Annotated in this window: 23 protein-coding genes; 5 read left to right on the top strand and 18 right to left on the bottom strand. The window is 53.1% G+C overall.

The genetic code is table 11. The annotated features are described in order from the left end of the window. Positions 1–2 precede the first annotated feature (2 nt). A complete protein-coding gene (gene purE / locus G549_RS0110535) occupies positions 3–494 on the bottom strand; it encodes a 5-(carboxyamino)imidazole ribonucleotide mutase (protein ID WP_027834998.1) in 492 nt (163 codons plus the stop codon). Between the two features lie 86 nt (positions 495–580). Next, a complete protein-coding gene (locus G549_RS0110530; RefSeq protein WP_027834997.1) occupies positions 581–793 on the bottom strand; it encodes a YdcH family protein in 213 nt (70 codons plus the stop codon). A 186-nt stretch (positions 794–979) separates the two neighbouring features. On the opposite strand from G549_RS0110530, the gene G549_RS21685 reads away from it, so the two are divergent. Further along, on the top strand, positions 980–1,156 hold the full coding sequence (locus G549_RS21685) for a YdcH family protein (RefSeq protein ID WP_084634117.1): 177 nt from the start codon (positions 980–982) through the stop codon (positions 1,154–1,156). A 75-nt stretch (positions 1,157–1,231) separates the two neighbouring features. Here G549_RS21685 and G549_RS0110515 read toward each other — a convergent pair whose 3' ends face one another. The 5 genes from G549_RS0110515 to G549_RS0110490 all read right to left on the bottom strand — a co-directional run bounded on the left by G549_RS0110515 (position 1,232) and on the right by G549_RS0110490 (position 6,399). Continuing rightward, positions 1,232–1,996: a sulfite exporter TauE/SafE family protein gene (locus G549_RS0110515; protein ID WP_051213623.1), complete on the bottom strand. Its 765-nt coding sequence runs from the start codon at positions 1,994–1,996 to the stop codon at positions 1,232–1,234. A 5-nt stretch (positions 1,997–2,001) separates the two neighbouring features. Next, positions 2,002–3,900, bottom strand: coding sequence for a monovalent cation:proton antiporter-2 (CPA2) family protein (locus G549_RS0110510; RefSeq protein ID WP_027834995.1), 1,899 nt, complete (start codon positions 3,898–3,900; stop codon positions 2,002–2,004). After that, positions 3,890–4,456 (bottom strand): NAD(P)H-dependent oxidoreductase, encoded by a 567-nt coding sequence (locus tag G549_RS19915; RefSeq protein WP_036221891.1) that lies wholly within the window; start codon positions 4,454–4,456, stop codon positions 3,890–3,892. Before G549_RS19915 ends, G549_RS0110510 begins: the two co-directional genes overlap by 11 nt. Positions 4,457–4,530: 74 nt before the next feature. After that, positions 4,531–5,262 (bottom strand): DUF1013 domain-containing protein, encoded by a 732-nt coding sequence (locus tag G549_RS0110500; protein ID WP_027834994.1) that lies wholly within the window; start codon positions 5,260–5,262, stop codon positions 4,531–4,533. 129 nt (positions 5,263–5,391) lie between these two features. Then, positions 5,392–6,399 carry an NAD(P)H-quinone oxidoreductase gene (locus G549_RS0110490; RefSeq protein ID WP_036221888.1) on the bottom strand — a complete coding sequence of 336 codons (1,008 nt, stop codon included), beginning with the start codon at positions 6,397–6,399 and terminating at the stop codon, positions 5,392–5,394. A gap of 82 nt (positions 6,400–6,481) precedes the next feature. Between G549_RS0110490 and G549_RS0110485 the strand changes: the two genes are divergently transcribed. Further along, on the top strand, positions 6,482–6,673 hold the full coding sequence (locus G549_RS0110485) for a DUF1192 domain-containing protein (RefSeq protein ID WP_027834992.1): 192 nt from the start codon (positions 6,482–6,484) through the stop codon (positions 6,671–6,673). A gap of 85 nt (positions 6,674–6,758) precedes the next feature. Further along, positions 6,759–8,144: an amidase gene (locus tag G549_RS0110480; RefSeq protein ID WP_027834991.1), complete on the top strand. Its 1,386-nt coding sequence runs from the start codon at positions 6,759–6,761 to the stop codon at positions 8,142–8,144. On the opposite strand, the gene G549_RS0110475 is transcribed toward G549_RS0110480, so the two are convergent. Continuing rightward, the gene (locus G549_RS0110475; RefSeq protein WP_036221885.1) at positions 8,141–9,424 is read right to left on the bottom strand and encodes a glycosyltransferase family 87 protein; all 1,284 of its coding nucleotides are present in this window, start codon (positions 9,422–9,424) and stop codon (positions 8,141–8,143) included. The genes G549_RS0110480 and G549_RS0110475 overlap by 4 nt on opposite strands. A 375-nt stretch (positions 9,425–9,799) precedes the next feature. On the opposite strand from G549_RS0110475, the gene rcdA reads away from it, so the two are divergent. Further along, positions 9,800–10,306, top strand: a complete 507-nt coding sequence (rcdA, locus tag G549_RS0110465) for a protease adaptor protein RcdA (RefSeq protein WP_027834989.1) — start codon at positions 9,800–9,802, stop codon at positions 10,304–10,306. A gap of 74 nt (positions 10,307–10,380) precedes the next feature. On the opposite strand, the gene rpmE is transcribed toward rcdA, so the two are convergent. After that, on the bottom strand, positions 10,381–10,602 hold the full coding sequence (gene rpmE, locus G549_RS0110460) for a 50S ribosomal protein L31 (RefSeq protein ID WP_027834988.1): 222 nt from the start codon (positions 10,600–10,602) through the stop codon (positions 10,381–10,383). 236 nt (positions 10,603–10,838) lie between these two features. Here rpmE and G549_RS0110455 point away from each other — a divergent pair, with 236 nt between their 5' ends. Continuing rightward, entirely contained in the window at positions 10,839–12,656 is a 1,818-nt protein-coding gene (locus G549_RS0110455) for an ABC transporter transmembrane domain-containing protein (RefSeq protein ID WP_027834987.1), read from the top strand. Between the two features lie 64 nt (positions 12,657–12,720). On the opposite strand, the gene G549_RS0110450 is transcribed toward G549_RS0110455, so the two are convergent. From G549_RS0110450 to G549_RS19895, 9 genes are all read right to left on the bottom strand, one after another. Then, positions 12,721–13,743: a peptidoglycan -binding protein gene (locus tag G549_RS0110450; RefSeq protein WP_027834986.1), complete on the bottom strand. Its 1,023-nt coding sequence runs from the start codon at positions 13,741–13,743 to the stop codon at positions 12,721–12,723. Next, positions 13,744–14,763, bottom strand: a complete 1,020-nt coding sequence (locus G549_RS19910) for a hypothetical protein (protein ID WP_036221882.1) — start codon at positions 14,761–14,763, stop codon at positions 13,744–13,746. A gap of 187 nt (positions 14,764–14,950) precedes the next feature. Beyond that, on the bottom strand, positions 14,951–15,715 hold the full coding sequence (locus G549_RS0110440) for an inositol monophosphatase family protein (RefSeq protein ID WP_425528540.1): 765 nt from the start codon (positions 15,713–15,715) through the stop codon (positions 14,951–14,953). A 39-nt stretch (positions 15,716–15,754) separates the two neighbouring features. Next, entirely contained in the window at positions 15,755–16,318 is a 564-nt protein-coding gene (gene efp, locus G549_RS0110435; RefSeq protein WP_027834984.1) for an elongation factor P, read from the bottom strand. Positions 16,319–16,450: 132 nt separating this feature from the next. After that, positions 16,451–17,452 carry a tetratricopeptide repeat protein gene (locus tag G549_RS19905; RefSeq protein WP_051213622.1) on the bottom strand — a complete coding sequence of 334 codons (1,002 nt, stop codon included), beginning with the start codon at positions 17,450–17,452 and terminating at the stop codon, positions 16,451–16,453. Then, positions 17,449–18,039, bottom strand: coding sequence for a thiamine phosphate synthase (locus G549_RS19900; protein ID WP_051213621.1), 591 nt, complete (start codon positions 18,037–18,039; stop codon positions 17,449–17,451). Before G549_RS19900 ends, G549_RS19905 begins: the two co-directional genes overlap by 4 nt. Positions 18,040–18,246: 207 nt before the next feature. Next, on the bottom strand, positions 18,247–19,314 hold the full coding sequence (gene fba / locus G549_RS0110420; RefSeq protein ID WP_027834983.1) for a class II fructose-bisphosphate aldolase: 1,068 nt from the start codon (positions 19,312–19,314) through the stop codon (positions 18,247–18,249). Between the two features lie 259 nt (positions 19,315–19,573). Next, positions 19,574–20,302, bottom strand: a complete 729-nt coding sequence (locus tag G549_RS0110410) for a DUF4386 domain-containing protein (RefSeq protein WP_027834981.1) — start codon at positions 20,300–20,302, stop codon at positions 19,574–19,576. Between the two features lie 114 nt (positions 20,303–20,416). Beyond that, entirely contained in the window at positions 20,417–21,421 is a 1,005-nt protein-coding gene (locus G549_RS19895; RefSeq protein WP_051213620.1) for an NAD(P)-dependent alcohol dehydrogenase, read from the bottom strand. Positions 21,422–21,423 lie beyond the last annotated feature (2 nt).

The raw sequence follows: 21,423 nt of genomic DNA, 5'->3' as shown, positions 1-21,423 counted from the left end.
AATTACTCGTCTGTTGGAAACTCGTTGACGGCTTGGGTGCGTGCCTTGCGATATTCGATCAGCGCGTCGCGGGCTTCTTCATCAAAAAGCGCGATCACAGCCGCGGCGAGGAGGGCGGCATTGGTGGCGCCAGCCTGACCGATCGCCAATGTGCCGACGGGAATGCCCGCTGGCATTTGCACGATGGAATAAAGGCTATCCTTGCCGGATAAGGCTTTCGATTGCACAGGAACGCCAAATACGGGCAGATGGGTGAGGGCGGCAACCATGCCGGGCAAATGGGCGGCACCGCCGGCACCGGCGATGATGGTTTTGAAGCCCAGTTCCTCGGCGGATTTGGCAAATTCATACATGCGATCTGGGGTGCGGTGCGCAGAAACAATGCGCGCTTCATATTCGATGCCAAGCTGATCCAGTGTATCGGCGGCATGACGCATGGTGGCCCAATCAGATTGAGATCCCATAACGATGGCAATTGGCGGGTTGGTTGGCATTTCAGCCCCTCGCTAAATGTCAAAAAGGGCGTTTAGCCTAATAAGGGGCACTTTGCAAGCGTTTGCAGCCCTGTTGAGTTTGGTCTTTAGGCGATAATGTCGGGAATCACGAATTGCTCGAGATAAATAATGCGATCTTTGATCGCGAGTTTTTTCTTTTTCAGCCGCTGCAACATCATGGCGTCTTGGCAACCGGTGGCTAGAAGCGCGTTGATTGACGCGTCTAAATCCTTGTGCTCCTGGCGCTTGGCAGCCAATTCGGCCCCCATATATGCTTTTTGCTCGGTGGTTAAGTTCATCATGACAGAAAGACCGTCTGTTCGGTTGTTACGCAATACACAGCCATTTTACCTCAAAATTCAAGCAATTGCACTGTGTTTTAACAGAGCGGCAATAATTTGAACCAAATCGCCACAAAATTGCCATTGGACAGGCCATAATTTTTTTGTCACACTTTCATTGTTCATAAGAGAAAGGAAGACTTCATGACCACTACTTCCCACCTCAACGCGCTCGAGCGCCGACATGCATCATTAGATGAGCAAATTCATCAAGAGATGCAACGACCGGCATTGAACGAACTTCGTATCGGTGAGCTAAAGCGAAAGAAGCTCGAGTTGAAAGACGAAATGTCGAAGTTGCAGGGGCAGACGCGTCAGTAAGAGTGTAAGTGTAAGTCCAATTATTTAAAGTCTTTGGATCATCGAAGGCCACGGGATCTCCCGCGGCCTTTTTGTTTATATAAAGGCCATTGTGCCGTCATAAACGAGCTTGAGCGCCAGAACAAAAGCCAGCACATAAGCAATGTTGTAAAATAGCTTGGCGTTAATCCGCTTGACCAAAAATATGCCGATGGCCATGCCGATGGCGGCGACGGGCAAAAGGCTAAGTGCCAGCGTGAGATTAGACACCGATAATTGCCCAAGCGCGGCATAGGGAATCAGTTTGACCAAATTGACGGTTGTGAAGAAGATGACGGTCGTGCCCGCATAGAGCACGGGCGCCAGCCGCTGGGGCAGCATATAGATTTGAAAAGGGGGGCCGCCAGTGTGGCTGACAAAGCTGGTGAAACCCGCCAATGATCCCCAAAACCAGCCCCAGGGCTTGGAAGGCGGTTTATCAGGCAGGGCCTGACGCAGCGGCAGCCACGCATCCAAACAAAAGATAATGGTGATGATGCCGATCATGAGCCGCACCATTGCCTCGGTGATAAAGGCATAAAAGAGCCACCCCAGTACAATGCCAACAAGGGCGGCGGGCAGCAGAATGCGAATATTTGGCCATGAAACCTGTTTGCGCAGGGCGATGATGCCAATCGCGTCCATAAATAAAAGCAAGGGCAACATCATGCCCGCAGCTTCACGCGCAGGCATCACCAATGTGAGCATGGGCACGCCAATAATGCCGAGGGCCGCAATCAGCCCCGATTTTGACAAAGAGACCAAAAAGATGGTGAGAGCCGCCACCATATAGAGGTTGGGGTCGATATCGAAAAATGACAATGAATTTATTCCTGAGAGCGGGCTTTGTTTTCGCGCTCTATATCATCTGGAATTTTTTCAGATGTCCAGTTGTTGGCGTTGGCGGGGTCCAGATCCACCAGATCTGACTCCATAACCTGGGCCAGCAATTCTTTGGCGGAGCGCGCATGACCGATCATCGCTTCCATATCGTCTTTCAGCTCATAAGCTTCATGCAGCATTTTGATGTCGTGGCGGGCAAAAGTTTTAGCCAATCGATGGGCGCGGTGTTCCTCATATCCCAGTGCCACCAAGGCCTTGATGCCCAATTGGAGGCCGGAGTGGAATGTGTCGCGCACAAAATCGGTGACGCCTTCATCCATCAGCTCATGGGCGTGATTGCGATCCCGTGCCCGTGCCAAAATGGTGATATGCGGGAAGTGCTTTTTCACCATGGCGGCGATTTCGGTCACCGTGTTGGGGTTGTGGATGGCGATAATTAGAATATGGGCTTGGTTCGCGCCGGCTGCGGCCAGCAAATCTGCTCGCCGCGCATCACCAAAAAACACTTTGGTGTCGAATCGTTTCACCAAATCGATTTGTTCAGCATCGTGATCGATCAAAGTGGCGTCGAACCCTTGCGCGGTGATCAGGCGGGTGACGATTTGGCCGAAGCGTCCATATCCCAACACAATCACCCGATTGCGCACTGAAATATCATCCGGCTCCCGGTCGGTCTGGTTGTCTTTCACCAATTTTGGTGAGAGCAAGCGATCATAGATCAAAATCAAGATGGGGGTGATGACCATCGAGATGGCGACGGTGACGTTGAGCAAGTCTGCGTGCTCGGGCAGCAACGCACCTGATGCGGTGGCGAACTGGAACAGTACGAAACCAAATTCACCGCCCTGCGCCAAGATGATGGCAAACAGCATACGATCTGCAACGTGGAAGCGGAAAATGGTGCCTAAGCTCCACAGGATGACCATTTTGATCACGGCCAAGCCGATCACCATGCTGGCGATCAGGACCGGGTTGTCGAGCAATACGCCAAATTCGATGCTCATGCCCACGGAGATGAAGAAAAGGCCCAGCAGCAGCCCTTTAAACGGCTCAATATCGCTTTCAAGTTCATGTCGATATTCGCTGTCGGCCAAAATCATGCCCACCATGAAGGCGCCAAGCGCTGCAGACACATTGATCCATTCCATCAATAGGGCAGCTGCCACGACCAGCAGCAAAGATAGTGCGGTGAAGATTTCGCGCACGCCGCTTTTGGCGATAAAGCGCATGACGGGGCGCAACAAATAGCGTCCGGACAGGTACATGGTGGCGAAAACAAAGGCAGTTTTGGCTGCGACTTGCCATCCCCCTTCAGCGGTGGCGGCTCCGCCGTGACCATCGTCAGTGGGGGTATGGCCCACCAATTCGGGCAATGCCAAAAGCGGGATGATCGCCAAGATGGGGATCACGGCAATATCTTGCAGCAGCAAAACAGAAAAGGCGGAACGGCCCGTATTGGTGGCCATGATGCCGCGTTCTTCAATGATTTTGAGCACAATGGCAGTTGAGGACAGGGCGAGGCCAAGGCCCATAATAACGGCAGATTGCCACGGCATAGACGCCATATAGCCGATTAACGCGATGACCAGCGCTGTGATGAGCACTTGCGGCAAACCAAGGCCAAACAATTTGTTGCGCATGGACCAGAGTTCGCGCACCTGCAATTCCAGCCCGATCAGGAACAGCATCATGACGACGCCGAATTCGGAGAAATGCAGGATGGTTTCCGGGTCGGTGACCAAGCCCAAGCCAAAGGGGCCAATGATGATGCCGGCCAGCAAATAGCCCAAGACAGAGCCGAGACCTGTGGCCTTGGCGAAGGGCACCACGATCACAGCTGCTGACAAAAAGATAAAGCAGGCGAGAAGGAAACTATGCTCCATGTGCAGCCTCCAATTCGCTGGGGGTGCCCACAAGCTCATTTAATCGCGATTTTAACATGTTGCCATGGGCGAGCAGCTCTTCTTTTTCGCTGGCGCGGGCATGGTAATACACCAAGGGATCAAGCCAGTTCATCCCGCAAAAATGTGCGGTTTGGCGGTAGGGCAACAAAAACTCTTTCAACGGATATTGGTGGGCGCCGCCTTTGGCATAGGCCCGTTCCTCGGAACCAGTGGCAATGGACAGCATTAGGTTTTTACCCTCCAGTGCATGGCCATTGGTGCCATAGGCCCAGCCATAGGAAAAAGTGCGGTCAATCCACTCTTTGAGCAGCCCTGGGGCCGCATACCAATAGATGGGGAATTGTAAGATCAGTGTAGATTTGTCGTTGATGCGGTGACGCTCATGGCTGCCATCCACGAACATGTCGGGATAGGCTTTGTAAAGATCGAGCACTTCGACGCCTTCGACAGATTTTGCGATGCTGGCAAAATGGCGGTTGGCACGCGATTGGCCGAGGTCTGGGTGGGCAATCACAAAAAGTACCGGGTTCGCCATCTACATCTCCAAATCATGTCGATGCTATGATGCGGCGAACCCGGTATATTTATCAATAATATTTTTGAAGAATTTTAGCGGTCGTCGTCGTCAGACTTTAGGCTACCCAAATTGCCGAACACGCTGTCGACATCATATTCACGCTCTTCTTCAGTTGATGGCTGATCGGCATTGGCCGGATCAAACACATCGTCGGTTGGTTTAATATGGTCCGAAGCGCGATACATGGCTTCCTCTGCGGTCAACAAACCAGATTCTTCAACATGCTGTGTTTCAGCTGGCGCGTTCTTGGCTGCCTTGCGCACTTCCATATCCAACTCGACCTGCGTACACAGGCCCAACGTTACCGGATCGGCCGGTGTTTGGTTGGCCGCGTTCCAGTGTGTCCGCTCACGAACAGATTCAATGGTTGGCTTTGTGGTGCCCACCAGACGCATCAATTGCGCGTCTTTCAATTCAGGGTGATTGCGCACCAACCACAAAATCGCATTCGGCTTTTCCTGACGCTTGGACACAGGCGTATAGCGTGGGCCGCGGCGCTTTTGCTTGGCCACAATGGTTTTGGGGCCAGAAACTTGCAGCCGATATGCAGGGTCCTTTTCGCCCTTTTCGATTTCTTCGCGGGTCAATTGCCCCATTTGCACAGGGTTGGCGCCCTTAATGCCGCCAGCCACATCACCATCAGCAATGCCTTGCACTTCAAGTGGGTGCAGGCTGCAGAAATGGGCGATCTGGTCAAAGGTCAAGCCGGTATTGTCGACCAGCCAAACGGCAGTTGCTTTGGGCATTAAAAGTGTAGTGGCCATAATATCTTCCTTTGGGTGCAAACCGGTTTAGATTTGCACGCCCCTTTCAAGCTGAAAATTTGGGGGATTGGCCCTTTTATAATGATTTGGCGGGTTTGTTGCAATCATATTTTGTTAAACATGCATAAGCTATGACATTTCCAAGACAATTTTGCCCAAATGATCGCCTGCATCCATGGCTTCATGTGCCTTTCCGGCCTCATCCATTTTGAATCGCTTGATCTTGGGCTTGTGAATTGTCCCCGCCTCAATAGCCGGCCAAACCTGCTCCATCAGATTGTGTGCAATCTTTGCTTTCACCTCGTCTGGCTGCGCCCGCAAGGTCGAGCCAAAAATGGTCAACCGTTTGGCCACCACCAACCCCATGGTGAGGGTTGCTTCTCGCCCGGCCAAATTGGCCAATTGAATGATGGTTGCGTCAGGCGCCGCGGCGCGTAGATTGCGGTCGACATAGTCGCCGCCAATAAAGTCGACAATGATGTTGGCGCCTTTGCCGCTTTCCTCTTTGGTGCGCTCAACAAAATCTTCGGTCATGTAATTGATGGCCACATCAGCACCCATTTGGATGCAATAATCGCATTTTTCCTTGGTCGAGGCAGTGGTGATCACGTTGGCACCCGCCAGTTTGGCCAATTGGATGGCCGTGGCCCCAATGCCGCCGGAGCCGCCATGCACCAGCACCCAGTCGCCTTTGCCGGGGGTGGCGCGGTCGATCAATGTTTGTTGGACTGTGAAAAAGGTTTCGGGAATGGTGGCGGCTTCGGCAAAGTCCCAGCCTTTGGGCTTGGGCAAAACCTGCCCCCACGGTACGCTGACATATTCGGCATAGCCACCGCCATTGGTGAGGGCAACAACTTCGTCGCCCACAGTTAAGGAGGTGGGGGCCTGATCTGTTGTGCGGCCAATATCTTCAACGATTCCGGACACTTCAAGCCCGGGTAGGGGGGAGGCGCCTTCGGGCGCGGGATAAAGCCCCTTGCGCTGCAAAATATCCGGGCGGTTGATGCCCGCCGCTTTCACTTTGATGAGCACTTGACCGGGATAGGCATAAGGTTTCGCCACTTGCGACCTCACCAACGCTTCCGGGCCGCCGGGAGTTTCGATTTCAATGGCATTCATTTTTTCCGCGTCGCTCATTTAAATAATCCTTTTGATTTGCCTGAATCGAATTTACGATCAATTCTGGAACTAACGCTATCAGCTTTAAGGAGAACGCCAAATGGACGAAGATGTTTCACCATCCTCCAAGAAAGGTGTTGTACATGAACTTGGTGTGCCGCTCGACGATATCTCAATCGACGAGTTGGAGTTGCGCATTGAGGCTCTAAAAGCTGAAATCAAACGCCTTGAAGCGAGCATTGAAGATAAAAAGAGCAGCAAGAGCGCCGCTGAATCCGTGTTCAAGTTTTAGGCTTGTTGACGCCAATCCAGCAAGATTGGCCAAAGACGGGATGACAAAGGCAGGCTAACGGTAGGCTCCATATGAGGAGTTTGCCATGTCCGTTTATACAGAGAATTTTCACCTGCCCAGTCTGCGTCACATTTATGCGGACGGACCCGACATTGCGCGAGAAGCCAACGCCGACATAAAGCATCAATTGGAGCTGCGGCGGCGCGAAATTGATGGCGATATTGGTGCTTTTTGTGTGCATGAAGATTTGCCCAATGTGGAGTTTGGGCCCCTTGCGGGACTGCCGGTCACGATAAAGGATCAATTTCATCTTGCTGGGACGCGGTTGGGGTTTGGGTTTGGGCAATTGGCTAAAAACCCGAGCAAAAAAGATGCGCCAGCGCTTGCCGCGTTGCGCAAAAATGGGGCCCATTTCATCGGGCGCACCAATATGCCACCGCTCGCGCTGGACTTTCAGGCCGTGGATGGCGCTGGGCATCGCACCAATAATCCCCATGATTTGGCACACACAGCAGGCGGGAGCTCGGGCGGCGGCGCGGCTGCTGTGGCGGCGGGGCTCAGCCTTGTGGATATTGGGGCAGACTTGTCAGGCTCTTTGCGTATACCCGCGCATTTTTGTGGCGTCATGAGCCTCGTGCCGACCGAGGGGCAATTCAGCAATCGGGGCATGCTGTTAAATGAAACAGCGGCACTGGCCCACTTTGCGCGGCCGGGGATCATAGGGCGATCCGCCGACGATCTATGGGTGATGCATCAATTTATGCGCGGCAATGAGGATGTGCCGCCGCCCTTGTCGGTGCCCTCTAAATCCGAAGTCAAACTCGGTTGGTTGCCACATGGCGATGCGCATCCGCTGGATCGCAACGTGCGTGCTGTCTTCGACCAATGGCGGGCAACTGCATTGAGTCAGGGCGTGCAGTTTGCCGACGTCGACATGGATATTTTCGCCACGTCTCTGCGACATGATTTTGCATTTTTGATGGGGTATGAAACAGGCGGTTTAATGCCCTGGGTTGCGCGCTTGGCGGCGCGTCTGTTTGGCCGGGTTGCAGCAAGGCGATCTCCGGATTTTCTGGCGCAGGTGCAAAAGGGATATGCCCGATCAAAATCGGCTTATAAAGCGGCGCTTCAGCGACGAGATGGCTATATTGAGACGGCGCTATCTACCTTTGGCAACCTTGACGCGATCATCACACCAGTGACGCCAATGCCTGCCTTTGAGCATGTGCAGCCAGTGCAAGATCATAACGGCGTGCGCGATTATGATCGTTCGTTTGGCGTCGATCGGTTTTCGCTGGGCTATTATGACGCGCTGACTTATTACACAGGCGCCGTTTCTCTGCTCGGCTTTCCCGTCGTGACTTTGCCTTTGGGTTTCACGCCCGACGGTTTGCCTGTGGGCGCGCAATTGATTGGCCGCCCAAATGCGGAAGAAGCCTTACTGGCGATAGCTGCGGAGTTGGCGCTTTAGTTGGTTTCCTGCGGAAGGTCGATGGTTTTGTGTGATGTGGACGTCCAATGGCGATATGCACCCAGGCCGACAATTGCCAGCGGCAAAAGCGGGGCGATTGGGATGCCCGTTGTCAGCGCGAAGCGAGATGTAATGGCAGACAAAAGCACAATGATGGCCAGGATGGTCTTTTCATAGGGCTGGAACCCTTCTTCCACACCAGATTTGACCAAGTAAGCAATCGGCACGATCAGGATCATGAAATCATATGCGAGTGCAAAAGGGGTGAACACCAATCCCCCGGCGATGAGGATTGCGGAACGATTGGCCATTTCTTTATCGGTGTAGGCTTGGGATTGCTGCGTGTGATGCGGCTTGGGGCGCCAAATTTGGAAAAGAAGCAGCACGATGGCAAGGCTGACCAATATCTGGATTGCTGATGCCCAGGAATCTGAAAGGCCCAACACACGCAGTGCAGCGTAAACCGAGACCATCTTTTCCCAATTAACAATTCCGTTCCGTAAAACATAGGAGGCGATGGGCAATTGCTCAAAAAAGGCAATCCAAGTTTCAAGCCCGAATATCAAGAGGCTGACAACAGCTATGGCAATTGTGGTGACGGCGGCGGAAAGAAAAGTGTGCCAGTGGCGTGCGAACAATAGGGCGAGCGGAATGATCAATCCCAGTTGGGGTTTGTAGCTCAAGAGCCCGATGAAAATGCCCGCCAGCACAAAACGTCTATGTTGCAGGCATAACATTGCACCGCCGAGTAGGGCGGCAGACAAAAGGCCATTTTGGCCGTGCAACATACAGTTCATTGCAGCTGGAAATGCGCAGAGGATGAACGCAGATTTCCAATTTTTGAAAAGTGCGCGGCCAAAAAAGATGACCAAACCGAAACCGATCAAGTTGAATAAGAAATATGCAATTGGTTGGGAAAAGTGGCCGAACGGCAAGACATAGACCAACCAGGTTGGCGGATAGAAAAAGGCAAATGAAGTATCCTGAAATCCGGTCCATTCCTTTTGCAGCTCTAAAAAGGGCTGACCGCTATAGGGGGTCAAACTGTCGCCCGCCAATGCCAGCTTGGCTGCGGTCCAGAAGCTATTGAAATCCAAAATGAGATATTGCCCGTTGGCGCTTTTAAAGCCGTTTGGGAAAAACACCACAAACACCAGCAGCCCAATATAGGCAATGAACGCAAAGCTGCCCGCAATGCGCACGCGTTCGGCATTCAACCAATCGCCAGATTTTAGCTGCTCAATCAGCATTTGCCCCATTGTGGGCTTGGATTCTCTCATGCGGTGTTTCCCTTTGGCTCGTCTGTTTTTAGTCCAAAGATCTAAATGTTTGTTCAACAGGTTTTCGGGTCAGATTTGATTAAGGCTAAGGGGCAGCAAATGAGTAAGGTTAAAAAAATGACTCCAATTAAGGTTGTATTAATCAAATGGGGTTAACTTACCATTATCCAGCATGGTCTGGATCTAGCAGAGCGGTTTTTACACTCTGTTTGACGCCTCCCTGTTAACTTTGAGAGCCGCTTCGACGGCTCTTTTTTCTTTTCTGGGGCAATTTCAGGGTCGGGTTTGCCCGCATACCGCCATGTTTGTTTGTTAAACCTTTGACGCTATACTCTGCGGCAATCGATTAATCGTGGAAAAAAAGGGACTGTTGGCTTGAGCGAGAACGAACACGAGCAAGGCGCACAATCACTTGGCCCGAAACTGGTGCAGGCTGGCGGGTTTAACCAGCTTTATCGCGAGGGCATGGCGTTGGTTGAAGAGGTCGCCGGCTATCTCGATGGTGAAGGTCGTGCCGAATCCAAAGCACTTGGGCGGGATGCGGCGCTGGTTTATGCCAGCCAGAGCATGCAACTCACCACGCGATTGATGCAATTGGCCAGTTGGCTCTTGCTGCGGCGCGCGGTGAAAGAGGGCGAAATCTCGATGGATGACGCGCGCAATGAGGATCGTCGGGTGGAACTAAACGCTATGGCGATTGCTGATGAACATGCGGATTGGGCACTATTGCCGGACCGGATGCGCGATATGATCGCGCGGGCAGATGCTTTGCATAAGCGTATTTTGGCGCTGGATGCGATGGAAAAAGAAGAACAACAACACCCCACAGACAATCCAGTGGTCAGCCAATTGGCGCGGCTGAAAGATGCGTTTCAGCGTTAAGCCCTATTGATATGCCAAACACAAAAAACCCGGCGCGAGGCCGGGTTTTTGTTTTCAAAGTAGAATTTTGAGGCTTAGCCCAAAATGCCTTTGAATTTCTCTTTAAAGCGAGACACGCGGCCACCACGGTCGAGCAACTGGCCTGAGCCACCTGTCCAGGCTGGGTGCGTTTTTGGATCAATATCCAACTGCATTGTATCGCCTTCAGAACCCCAAGTTGAACGGGTCTGATATTCAGTGCCATCAGTCATGACCACTTTGATCATGTGATAATCAGGATGAAGATCTTTTTTCATCGTTTGCTTACCTTCAAAAAGTGTAAAGGCGAGTCATCGTGCAATTCATGGCGCAATTCATGCCTGCGCGACCCGCAAAATTCGTTTCGTTGCCGGGGTTCTATAACAAGATTGCGTTGGGCGCAAGAGAGAGTTTACCCAATTTGGCAATGGACATAGAGTTTCGTGCGCGCGCTATTGATGTTAGACCGCGCAATACCTATTTTTACTGCTCACAAACCAATCGGATCGATCATATGTCAGAGCAAAGTGCGGCGCCGGAAAAGCCGGTGGATGAGCGTTTGAAAAATATCGTTTTGTCAGAACGCCAACCCGCAAGTGGAGTGAAGCCACTTAAGGCATTGCTGCCCTTTGTACTGCATTACCCCGTGCGCTTGGGGCTTACGGCCTTATTCCTGCTGGTGGCGGCAATCGCTTCACTGACCATTCCGTCTTTGATCGGCAACATCATTGACGAAGGGTTCGTCGCCCAAAATCTTGATGTGATCAATCAATATTCTTTCGTGATCATAGCGATTGCCGGGGTTTTGGCGCTAGCGTCTGCCGCACGGTTCTATTTTATATCTGTCATCGGCATGCGTGTGATCACGGATATTCGGCGGGCGGTGTTTAAGCACCTCGTGGATATGGACATCACTTTTTTCGACACCAACCGCACAGGCGAGTTGATTTCGCGGATCACCAGCGATGTGGGCATTGTGCGTGGCGCGCTCGATTCGGCCCTGCCAGTTGTGCTTCGTTCCAGTGTGATGCTAATTGGTGCGGTGTTGATGATGTTTGTCACCTCGCCCTATTTGGCCACCACGGTCATCGTTGTGATCCCACTTTTGGTGTTTCCTATTGTTTGGCTGGGGCGCTATATCCGCAATTTGTCGCGGCGCCAGCAGGACCGCATTGCCGATCTGGCGGCCATGGCAACGGAGACATTTGGGGCGATTAAGACCATCAAGGCCTTTACCCAGGAAAAGCACCGCAATGAAGAATATGCGGGCTATGCCGAAGGCAGTTATCAATCCGAGGTTGCGCGGCTTTTGGTGCGTGCCGGGATGATTGCATTTGTTATCTTTTTGACCGCTACGGCGCTTGTTGCATTGGTGTGGGTCGGCACACAATTGGTGCTGACGGATCAAATCACTGTTGGCGAACTTAGCCAGTTTTTGATTTATGCCATGCTGGCAACGGGCACGCTGACGGGTATTTCTGAAATTCTCGGCACGTTGCAAACCGTCGCGGGGGCCAGCGAACGGATCACCGAAATTCTGGCCACCGAACCGACGATAGAAACACCCAGCAATCCGTTGAGTTTTCCTGAACCCCCTGTGGGGACGGTTAAATTTGAGGATGTTGAGTTCCGCTATTTGACGCGGCAGGACGAGCCGGTGCTTAACGGCATTAATCTGGAAGTGAAACCCGGTGAAACCGTAGCGCTGGTGGGCGCTTCCGGTGCGGGTAAATCAACTCTGTTTTCACTGTTGCAACGCTTTTATGATGCCTCAAGCGGCAGTGTGAAAGTGGATGGCGTGGATGTGCGTCAGGCTGATTTTCAGCAATTGCGCCAGCGCTTTGCCTATGTGGAACAAGATTCGGTCATGTTCTCGGGCACCATTGCTGAGAATATCCGCTTTGGTAAGCCAGAGGCGACCGACGAAGAAGTGCGCGAAGCGGCGGAAGCAGCGCTCGTGGATGATTTCGTCTCGCGGCTGGAAGATGGCTATGAATCCGTTGTGGGCGAACGCGGTGTGATGCTCTCGGGCGGCCAAAAACAGCGCGTGGCCATTGCCCGCGCCCTGCTAAAGGATGCGCCGATCCTGTTGCTGGACGAAGCCACCAGCGCGTTGGATGCGGAAAGCGAAACCAAGGTGCAGGCCGCGCTCGAACGCCTGATGGTGGGCCGCACGACCCTTGTTATCGCCCACCGCTTGGCGACGATCAAAAATGCCGACCGGATTTTGGTGATGGAAGATGGCAAGGTGCTCGATGAGGGCACCCACGATGAGCTGATCGCCAAGGGCGGCCGCTATGCCGAGCTGGCGAAATTGCAGTTTCAGCAATAGGCTTTCCGGCAAACTTCCATTTTTCGTCCGGCCCTAAACCCTCCCCACCGCGGAGAGGGAGCTTTTAGTTTGTCAGCTTAAATTCGATGCGGCGGTTTCGGCGGAAGGCTTCTTCTGAGTCACCATCATCGATCGGCTGAAACTCGCCAAAGCCAGCAGCCACTAGCCTTTGTGGTGAGATGCCCTGGTCCACCAGATATTTGGCCACGGAAATGGCGCGGCTGGCGGAAAGTTCCCAGTTTGAGGGGAAACGTGGGGTGTTGATCGGACGCTTATCCGTATGGCCGCCAATTTGCAGCACCCACGGAATCTCAGGCGGGATTTCGTTTTCCAGCTCTTTGATGGCGCTCGCCAAGGCGTTCAAATCATCCAACCCTGCGTCGGCCACTTCGGCGCTGCCCGCGCTGAACAGCACTTCAGATTGGAACACAAAGCGGTCGCCCTCGACGCGGATGTCGCTGCGGCCCGCCAGAATTTCGCGCAAGCGGCCAAAAAAGTCAGACCGATAGCGGGACAAATCCTGCACCCGTTGCGCCAGCGCCAGATTGAGGCGGCGGCCCAAGTCTGAGATGCGCGTGCGGCTTTCAAGGTCGCGCTGCTCGCTGGCTTCCAGGGCCTGTTCAAGGGCGGCGATTTGCGACCGCAGCGCGGACAATTGCTGGTTGAGCAAGGCGACTTGCGCCGTTGCTTCATCGCTCATTTCGCGCTCATCTGCCAATTCGCTGGTGAGTGTTGCGATGCGCTCATCCTTGTCGGATACACCTGCGCCGAGCCCCTGTAGCTGGCTTTGCAGCTGATCGCGTTCGCTTTCTGTCCCGGCCAACGTGGCGGAGAGAGAGGCAATGGTGGCTTCCAAATCATCAGAATTGGCGCGTTCCAATTGCAGCAGTTCGGTCAGCTCAGCAATTTGTGAGTTTAGCCGGGTGAGTGCGGTGTCTTTGCCCAAAATTTCTTGGCTGAGGAAAAACTGCGCCAGCATAAACACGGACAGAAGAAAGATGATGACCAGCAAAAGGCTGGCCATGGCATCCACAAAGCCGGGCCAATAATCCTGACGGGCTTGGCGGCGGGAGCGGGAAAGAGCCATTTATGCGTCCCCTTTGCCCTTGTCTTTTTTCTCGGACTGTTCGTCTTCAACCGATTGCAGCAATGCATCAACCAGCTTGCGCATTTGCGCGTTGTTTTCGGCCTGGTCGTTGATGTGGACGCGCAAATCTTCTTGCTGCTTGCGGATAAGCTTGGTCAACCCGTCGAGGCCGTGGGCCAACTCCGCCATGGCGCGGATGGCGTTTTGCGACGAGGAAGAATTTTGCATGGTGGCGCCCAGCTGTTCCACCATGGCTTGCATGCTTGAATCGTCGACACCCATTTGGTTGGCTTGCATTTGGGTCATGGGGTGGTCCAGCTCGGTCATGGATGACATCCAGTCTTCCAGGTCGGTATAGAACGCGTTTTGCGCCTGGCTGGCCTGCAAATCCAAAAAGCCCAAAATCAGCGAGCCGCTCAAGCCGAACAGGGAGGATGCGAAGGCGGTGCCCATGCCAGACAAAGGCGCTTCCAAGCCATCTTTCAAATTGGAAAACAAATTGCCGGAATCGCTGTTGGTGACATCAAGTGAGGCGATGACATCGCCGACCGAACTCACCGTTTGCAGCAAGCCATAAAATGTGCCCAGCAGGCCGAGGAAAACGAGAAGTCCGGTTAGATAGCGCGAGGTGTCTTTGGCTTCGTCCAGGCGATTGCCCACAGAATCCAAAATAGATCGCATTGAAGCGGGGGTGATGACGGTTTCCCCTAAATGATCGCGCAAGATGGCGGCAACCGGCATCAAGAGCCGGGGCTGACCGGAGTTAGGGTTGCCGTCCTGCAATCCGTTCACCCAGTTCACCTCGGGGAACAGGCGGATCACTTGAATAAAACTGAGCACAATGCCCACGAACAACGCCCCCAAAATCACCAAATTGATGAACGGGTTGGACCAGAAGGCCTCTGTCAATTGTGGGGCGAGGATAATCCCAATCATGGCTACAATGATCAAAAAGATGATCATTTTAATGAGATAGATAGTTGGGCTGGATAAACGATAAGGATCGTAAGACGGTGCCATACTTCAAAAATTCCCTCTTCCCCGAAAGTGCGAACCACTTATGGCGCGATTCTAGAGAGTGTGCTCTTGTGTGACAATACCAAATTGCCAATCGGGCATAGTTGAGCCAAAACGCAAATAGCGCGCCGTTTGCACGACGCGCTGATGAGTGTTGCTGCGAACTATGGCAGGGATATGATGCCAGCTGTTAAGCGGCTTTAAGTGCCTTGCGCATTTGCGCATGCAGTTTCTCGTTCGCCGCCAAAATCGAGCCGCTTTCGGGCTTGATATCTTTGTTGTTCAAGTCGGTGACAAGGCCACCAGCTTCGCGCACCATCAACAAGCCTGCGGCAATGTCCCATGGGGCCAAATCGCGTTCCCACATGGCATCAAAACGGCCTGCGGCCACATAGGCCAAGTCGAGGGCGGCAGAACCTGTGCGTCGCACACCGGAAGAGGCGGCATTGATGGCCGCGACTTCTGAAATGGTTTGCGTGTCGTTGCGCACATTTGTGGTTTGCTTGATGCCGGTAACGGCCACCGCATCGGCCAAGTGAATGCGGCCGGAAACGCGCAGGCGGCGATTGTTCAAAAAGGCGCCTTTGCCCCGTTCAGCGGTGAATAGCTCGTCCGTGATCGGGTTGTAAATCACGCCGCCGACCATTTGGCCGTTGCGCTCGAGCCCAATGGAAATCGCAAACATGGGGATGGAATGCAAAAAGTTGGTGGTGCCATCGAGCGGATCAATGATCCAGCGGTGCTGGCCGTCCGTGCCTTCCACCTCGCCGCCTTCTTCCATCAAGAAAGAATAGCTTGGGCGTGATTTGTGCAGCTCTTCGTAAATGGCTTTTTCCGCACGCTTATCGGCAGCGGATACGAAATCCGCTGGCCCTTTACGCGACACTTGCAGGTTTTCCACCTCGCCAAAGTCTCGCTTGAGCGACCGTGCTGCTTTGCGGGCCGCAGCAGTCATAATTGTTAGAAGGGCAGATTGAGCCATTATAGAATTGTCCTAGTCGGCGCGTTTTGAATAAGTAATTTCGTTTGTGTCGACCACGATTTTTTCGTCCTGACCAACGAAAGGCGGCACCATAACTTTGATCCCGTTTTCCAAAATCGCTGGTTTGAACGAGTTGGCAGCGGTTTGGCCTTTGACAACGGGTTCGGTTTCCGCAACAGCCAAGGTGACAAACTGTGGCAAGGAAATGCCCAACGGTTTGCCTTCATGGCTTTCAACGGTCACGTTCATGCCGTCTTGCAAAAAGTCTGCACGGTCGCCAACAAATTCGATGGGCAATTCAAGCTGTTCATAGCTTTCGTTGTCCATAAATACCAGCATGTCGCCCTGGGCATAAAGGAACTGATAGTCTTTTTGCTCCAACCGCACTTTTTCAACTGTTTCTGCAGCGCGGAAGCGCTCGTTCAGTTTGGTGCCGGAAACGATGTCTTTAAGCTCAACCTGGGCGAATGCGCCCCCTTTGCCGGGCTTAACGCTTTGCACTTTCACCGCAACCCACAACGCGCCTTTATGCTGAATCACGTTGCCTGGGCGAATTTCATTGCCATTGAGTTTCATGGATATGCCTTTGACAGATTTAACGAGTGATGGGGCCGAGCGCCATCGAAAAACATTGGCCTGCCTTTTGCCTCAGAATTGGCTCTAGTGCAAGTGGCAAAGCGGTTTCAGGCGCAAAAGCGCGGTAAATGCTTAATTGTCGGCTTCAGTTGTTGACGGCGCGGCGGGCCATACTTTGGCCCATTCTTCGCCTTCAGCGATCATCTGTTTGTCTGCGCCCGCCAGCAAATTGTCTAGGGTTTCATCGTTCAGGCCCTGTCGGCGCGCCAGCGCCCGCCATTTAGCGGCTTCAATAATGTTCTTTTGCGTGCCTTCGCCTGCGGCGTAAAATCGGGCCAACCGGGCTTGTGCCACGGGGTTGCCTTGTTGTGCGGCACGTTCATACCATAAAAATGCGGTTTTGAAGTCCTGAGGCACGCCCTTGCCCAAAGTCAGCAAAGTTGCGTATTCGATTTGGGCCGCGATCAGGCCTTTGCTCGCGGCTGTGCCAATCAGTTCAGCGCCGCGTTGTGGGTCGGGCTCTACGCCTGCGCCTTCCATCACCAGAATGCCCAAATCATATTGGGCTTCGGCAAGTCCTTGCGCCGCGGCTTCGCTGAGCAATTGGGCAGCATAGGACAGGTTGGGTTCCACATATCGTCCTTCGATATGCAGCTGTGCCAGATTGTATTTGGCTTCGAGCAGCCCCGCCTCTGCGGCTTGTTTGATAAATGTGGCTGCCTTTTCCCGGTCTTGGCTGACGCCATCGCCGGATTGATACATTAGCCCAAGCTGGAATGCGGCATGGGGGTCGCCATTTTTGGCGGCAATCTCGTACCAGCCGGCAGCGCGCTCAAGGTTTCGATCGACGCCAAAGCCATTGGCATAAATCTCTGCGATAAGGGTTTGGGCCGCGGCATCATCTTCTTTGGCGCGGGGCAGGGCCAATGCCAGCGCGGTGAGATACATTCCCCGTTGAAACGCACCATAGGCTTCGTCAACCGGACCGTGCGGCGTTTCGGTGGTTTGTGCCTTGTCTAATTCGCTGTTGCTTTCAGGCGGCTCTGCGGGTGGCGTATCTTGCGCAACCACCGGCAGGGTCAAAGCGCAGGAAAGCAAGAGCGCGGGCGCCAATTTTTCAACTGACCAGCTCATTTTGAATTCACGCTATTGTGGATTTGTTTGAGGGCCGCCAATGGATCATCGGCCTCGTACACTCGTTCCCGCACCGCACAAAACTCAACCTGCCTGCTCAACAGTTCAAGGCTGGTCACAAAGCCCACGGTTGGCACCTCAAAGGTTTCTGCCCACCAATTGGCCATTTCGGCGGTTTCTTCATCATCAATGTTTTTGCTGGGGTCAAGATGGCCGAAAAAGATGTAATCGACATTTTGCTCGCCATTGGTCATGGCATCATGACGGGAGAAGATTTCGCCCGCCCCTACAATCGCGTCGGGCTTTAGCTTTTTGCTCCACGCGCCTGTTTCTTTCGCCCCTTGGGTCAGGTGTGCGCCATCCGCTTTGAGGCTTTGCACAGCCTCTGGCATATTGTCCAAAAGCGCGGCAACACCATGCTGCTGCGCAGGTGCGATCAGGCTTTTTGCCCATTTGCGATATTCATCATCAGCCAATGTGCCCCGCTGGATCAGCATGGCCGCCACAAGGCCGCTCTGCACCAGCTCAAGGCTGGTCTCGTGTGTGGCTTTGTCCGTGTTGGGGGGAACAATGAGGTAGATCTGCATAATGGGCGTAGCTTTCTTTTCCCTTTGAGGTGGCTTGAATTAGTTGACCTGCAATTTGGGCAGAAAATTGAATTTTATCAATGAATTTCAACCCTATCCATTTCGCGGCAAAGAAAAAACCCCCGCTCGATGAAAAGCGGGGGTTCAAAAGCAGATGGCCAAATGGCCCCTGTCGTGCGCGAATCTGGCTAGGCTGTCCCTAAACGCCTAGCTGATCTGCGGATCCAACTGACCATCTGCATAACGGTTGGCCATGTCGGCCAAAGGTATAATTCTTCCGATTTTGCCAGCGTGCCCGGCGGTGTTGAATTGCTCAAGGCGCTCAATGCACAATTTGGTCATGGCTTCACGAGCAGGCTTCAAATATTTGCGCGGGTCAAATTCACCCGGATGTTCTGACAAGATGCGGCGGATCTGCCCGGTCATGGCCATGCGATTGTCGGTGTCGATATTGATTTTGCGCACACCGTTTTTAATGCCGCGCTGAATTTCTTCAACAGGCACGCCCCAAGTTTGGGGCATTTCGCCGCCATATTGGTTGATGATGTCCTGCAAATCTTGCGGCACGGAGGAAGAGCCATGCATCACCAGATGCGTGTCTGGCAGGCGGCGGTGAATTTCTTCAATCACGTGCATGGCCAGGATTTCACCGTCCGGCTGGCGGGTGAACTTATAGGCGCCGTGCGAGGTGCCCATGGCGATGGCCAAGGCATCAACTTTGGTTTCCTTTACAAATTTCACCGCTTCTTCCGGGTCAGTCAAAAGCTGTTCGGTGGACAATTTGCCCTCGGCGCCGTGGCCGTCTTCCTTGTCGCCTTCGCCTGTTTCAAGGCTGCCCAAAACGCCCAATTCGCCTTCAACAGAAATGCCGCCGAGATGCGACATGTCGGTTACGGTTTTGGTGACGCCAACATTATAGTCCCAGTCAGCAGGTGTTTTGCCATCTTCTTCCAACGACCCGTCCATCATAACCGAGGTGAACCCGGCCTGGATGGCTGTCATGCACGTGGCGGGACCATTGCCGTGGTCAAGGTGGATGCAAACTGGAATGTGTGGATAGATCTCGATGATTGCGTCCATCATCCGCTTCAACATCACGTCGTGTGCGTAAGAGCGTGCGCCGCGCGAGGCCTGAATGATGACAGGAGAATCTGTTTTATCCGCCGCTTCGGCAATGGCCAGTGCCTGTTCCATATTGTTGATGTTGAACGCGGGCACACCATAATCATGTTCTGCAGCGTGATCGAGCAATTGGCGCAATGTGATGCGGGCCATTAAGTCTCTCCTGAATTGGACAATTCTTATCCGCGTTCTGGCGTTTATTGGCCGCAAAGTCGATATAGACTTTTCGGTGAGGGTGGTATCAATTTGGTATGATTTTTTACCGCTTATGCCTTGTTTTTATGAGATTTTTCGCGCTGCTCGGGCGGTAACCATATTTGTGTATAGCCATGTTGTGGCGCGGCCAGCGCGGGCGGGCACTTGAATTGGCTTGGAGGGGTGCTGAAAACCACCCCTCATTTTTCGGTTTGGCTTAGCGGCTCAATTGCTGTTGCCATTTGTCTTTGTTGACGCCTTTAAACCCGAACCAGATCGCCAGGCCAACTTCGCCAATTGCTGAAGCGCCGAGCAGTACATTGGTGGCTAAAGCATAGGCGGATAAATCCATCAGCCCGAAGATCTGGCCAAAGCTATCGAGGGCGTAGCTTGGTGCGCCGATGATGAGGGCGAGGCCAAGAAAGCGCGGTAAATAGCCCGAGCGAAGAACCAACATGCCAAGCAAAAGCATGTGGACGGCGAACAGCAATTGCCATGCGATGGTGCCAGTGTTGTGGAACTCGAAGAAGAACAGCACCAAACCATCCAATTGCTCAGGCGTAAACGCCGATAGGTAGCTCGCGCCACTGGCGGCATGTGCCATCATCAATAAAGTCATCACATTGATCGCCATCACCACCGTCATCACCAAGCGCGCGAATGCTGCCATAAGGGCGGTGGTTTGGCTGGTTGGATTGAGCAGAACGTAAAGCAATGCGGTCAAAATGACCTCAGTGATGACAATCGTGATCTGCGCCAAAAGCCCAGCATGGAAGACGCCCATATTGCTGCGCAGATTTTGTGCGGTTTGGGTTGCATCGCCCGCCACCACAATTTGTTCGGGCATATACATGAGGCCAATTGGCCCGGCGACTAACAAAATGAGATAGCAAATGGCGGCCAGTATGGTCAGCTTGCGTGGATTGGTGTGATATTGAGCAGACATTTTATTCTCCAGACAAAGTCACGATGGCGTTGTTCAGCCGATTGAGTTGATCCCACAAAAGCATGTGGGCTTGAAAAGAGGTGGTTAGGATTGAAATGAGGCATTGTATTTGCATCAAGCGTTCCATTCTTGCGGGTGGAAGATGATACAGCCTTCCCGGGTTTTGTTTTCATATGCCCAGGCCGCATCGATGGCCTTGTTCATCGGAAAGCGATGAGAAATGATTGGCTTAAGGGAGCCGTCAGCCAAGCGATTGGCAATTTCTTCAAGCTTGTCGGGCGATGATGGCGCGAGCACACACAATTGCTGTTTGCCGCCTTTGCCTTTGGTTTGACGCTGTTTCCACAGATGCGAAAAGCCAAACATGGCGAGCAAATGCCGACCCTTTGCTGTCAAAACAGGTTCAACCTTGCGCCATGGTAAAAACCCTGCGCAGTCGATGATCACATCATATTTTTTGCCCTGCGTGGTGAAGTCGGTTTCGCGATAATCGATTGCTTCATCTGCGCCGAGGGCCAGAACCAATTCTTTGTTTTGTGCGGAACAGGTGCCAGTCACCGTCGCGCCTTTGGCTTTGGCGAGTTGGGTCGCAACCCGCCCAATGCCGCCTGAAGCGCCATTGATCAGCACCTGTTCACCCTTTTGTATGTTAGCGACATTGATGAAGTGCATCGCGGTTTGCGCGTTGGAGCCGCCAATGGCGGCGCCCGCGTCAAAAGATACGCCATCGGGCAGAAGGGTAATCGGCGCTTTTTCCGGCAAGGTGACAAATTGAGCGTGCGCGCCAAATTGCATGTCTGTAAAGCCAAAGACGCGGTCGCCAACTTTATATTGGGTCACTTTTTGCCCGACGCGTTCAACGATCCCAGCGAACTCGCCGCCGGGAATTTTGATCCTCGGTTTGAAAAAGCCCATGATGATTTTTGCTGGGATCTTCATTAAGGGCCAAGGCGAATTGCCCGTGCGCGCAATCTGGTCGCCATTGCCCATATGGGCAGCTTCGACCTTGATCAAAATTTCATTGTCTGCTGGTTTCGGTTTTGGCACCTCGCGAATTTCGAGCACTTCGGGGCCACCGAAGCTTTCTTGATAGAGGGCTTTCATTGTTTCATTTGTCATTT

Origin of the sequence: Maritalea myrionectae DSM 19524 (genome assembly GCF_000423365.1) — a bacterium.
Classification (GTDB): domain Bacteria; phylum Pseudomonadota; class Alphaproteobacteria; order Rhizobiales; family Devosiaceae; genus Maritalea; species Maritalea myrionectae.
Note: the sequence above shows the minus strand (reverse complement) of the source record. Positions and strands in the feature narration are given on the sequence as shown.

Coding starts and splice junctions, on each gene's coding strand:
- G549_RS0110480 (WP_027834991.1), top strand. CDS start 6,759: ATGTCCGTTTATACAGAGAATTTTCACCTGCCCAGTCTGCGTCACATT.
- G549_RS19895 (WP_051213620.1), bottom strand. CDS start 21,421: ATGACAAATGAAACAATGAAAGCCCTCTATCAAGAAAGCTTCGGTGGC.
- G549_RS0110455 (WP_027834987.1), top strand. CDS start 10,839: ATGTCAGAGCAAAGTGCGGCGCCGGAAAAGCCGGTGGATGAGCGTTTG.
- G549_RS0110530 (WP_027834997.1), bottom strand. CDS start 793: ATGAACTTAACCACCGAGCAAAAAGCATATATGGGGGCCGAATTGGCT.
- G549_RS19900 (WP_051213621.1), bottom strand. CDS start 18,039: ATGCAGATCTACCTCATTGTTCCCCCCAACACGGACAAAGCCACACAC.
- G549_RS0110440 (WP_425528540.1), bottom strand. CDS start 15,715: ATGACTGCTGCGGCCCGCAAAGCAGCACGGTCGCTCAAGCGAGACTTT.
- G549_RS0110475 (WP_036221885.1), bottom strand. CDS start 9,424: ATGAGAGAATCCAAGCCCACAATGGGGCAAATGCTGATTGAGCAGCTA.
- efp (WP_027834984.1), bottom strand. CDS start 16,318: ATGAAACTCAATGGCAATGAAATTCGCCCAGGCAACGTGATTCAGCAT.
- rpmE (WP_027834988.1), bottom strand. CDS start 10,602: ATGAAAAAAGATCTTCATCCTGATTATCACATGATCAAAGTGGTCATG.
- G549_RS19905 (WP_051213622.1), bottom strand. CDS start 17,452: ATGAGCTGGTCAGTTGAAAAATTGGCGCCCGCGCTCTTGCTTTCCTGC.
- fba (WP_027834983.1), bottom strand. CDS start 19,314: ATGGCCCGCATCACATTGCGCCAATTGCTCGATCACGCTGCAGAACAT.
- G549_RS0110485 (WP_027834992.1), top strand. CDS start 6,482: ATGGACGAAGATGTTTCACCATCCTCCAAGAAAGGTGTTGTACATGAA.
- G549_RS21685 (WP_084634117.1), top strand. CDS start 980: ATGACCACTACTTCCCACCTCAACGCGCTCGAGCGCCGACATGCATCA.
- G549_RS0110450 (WP_027834986.1), bottom strand. CDS start 13,743: ATGGCTCTTTCCCGCTCCCGCCGCCAAGCCCGTCAGGATTATTGGCCC.
- purE (WP_027834998.1), bottom strand. CDS start 494: ATGCCAACCAACCCGCCAATTGCCATCGTTATGGGATCTCAATCTGAT.
- G549_RS19910 (WP_036221882.1), bottom strand. CDS start 14,763: ATGGCACCGTCTTACGATCCTTATCGTTTATCCAGCCCAACTATCTAT.
- G549_RS0110500 (WP_027834994.1), bottom strand. CDS start 5,262: ATGGCCACTACACTTTTAATGCCCAAAGCAACTGCCGTTTGGCTGGTC.
- G549_RS0110490 (WP_036221888.1), bottom strand. CDS start 6,399: ATGAGCGACGCGGAAAAAATGAATGCCATTGAAATCGAAACTCCCGGC.
- G549_RS0110410 (WP_027834981.1), bottom strand. CDS start 20,302: ATGTCTGCTCAATATCACACCAATCCACGCAAGCTGACCATACTGGCC.
- G549_RS0110510 (WP_027834995.1), bottom strand. CDS start 3,900: ATGGAGCATAGTTTCCTTCTCGCCTGCTTTATCTTTTTGTCAGCAGCT.
- G549_RS19915 (WP_036221891.1), bottom strand. CDS start 4,456: ATGGCGAACCCGGTACTTTTTGTGATTGCCCACCCAGACCTCGGCCAA.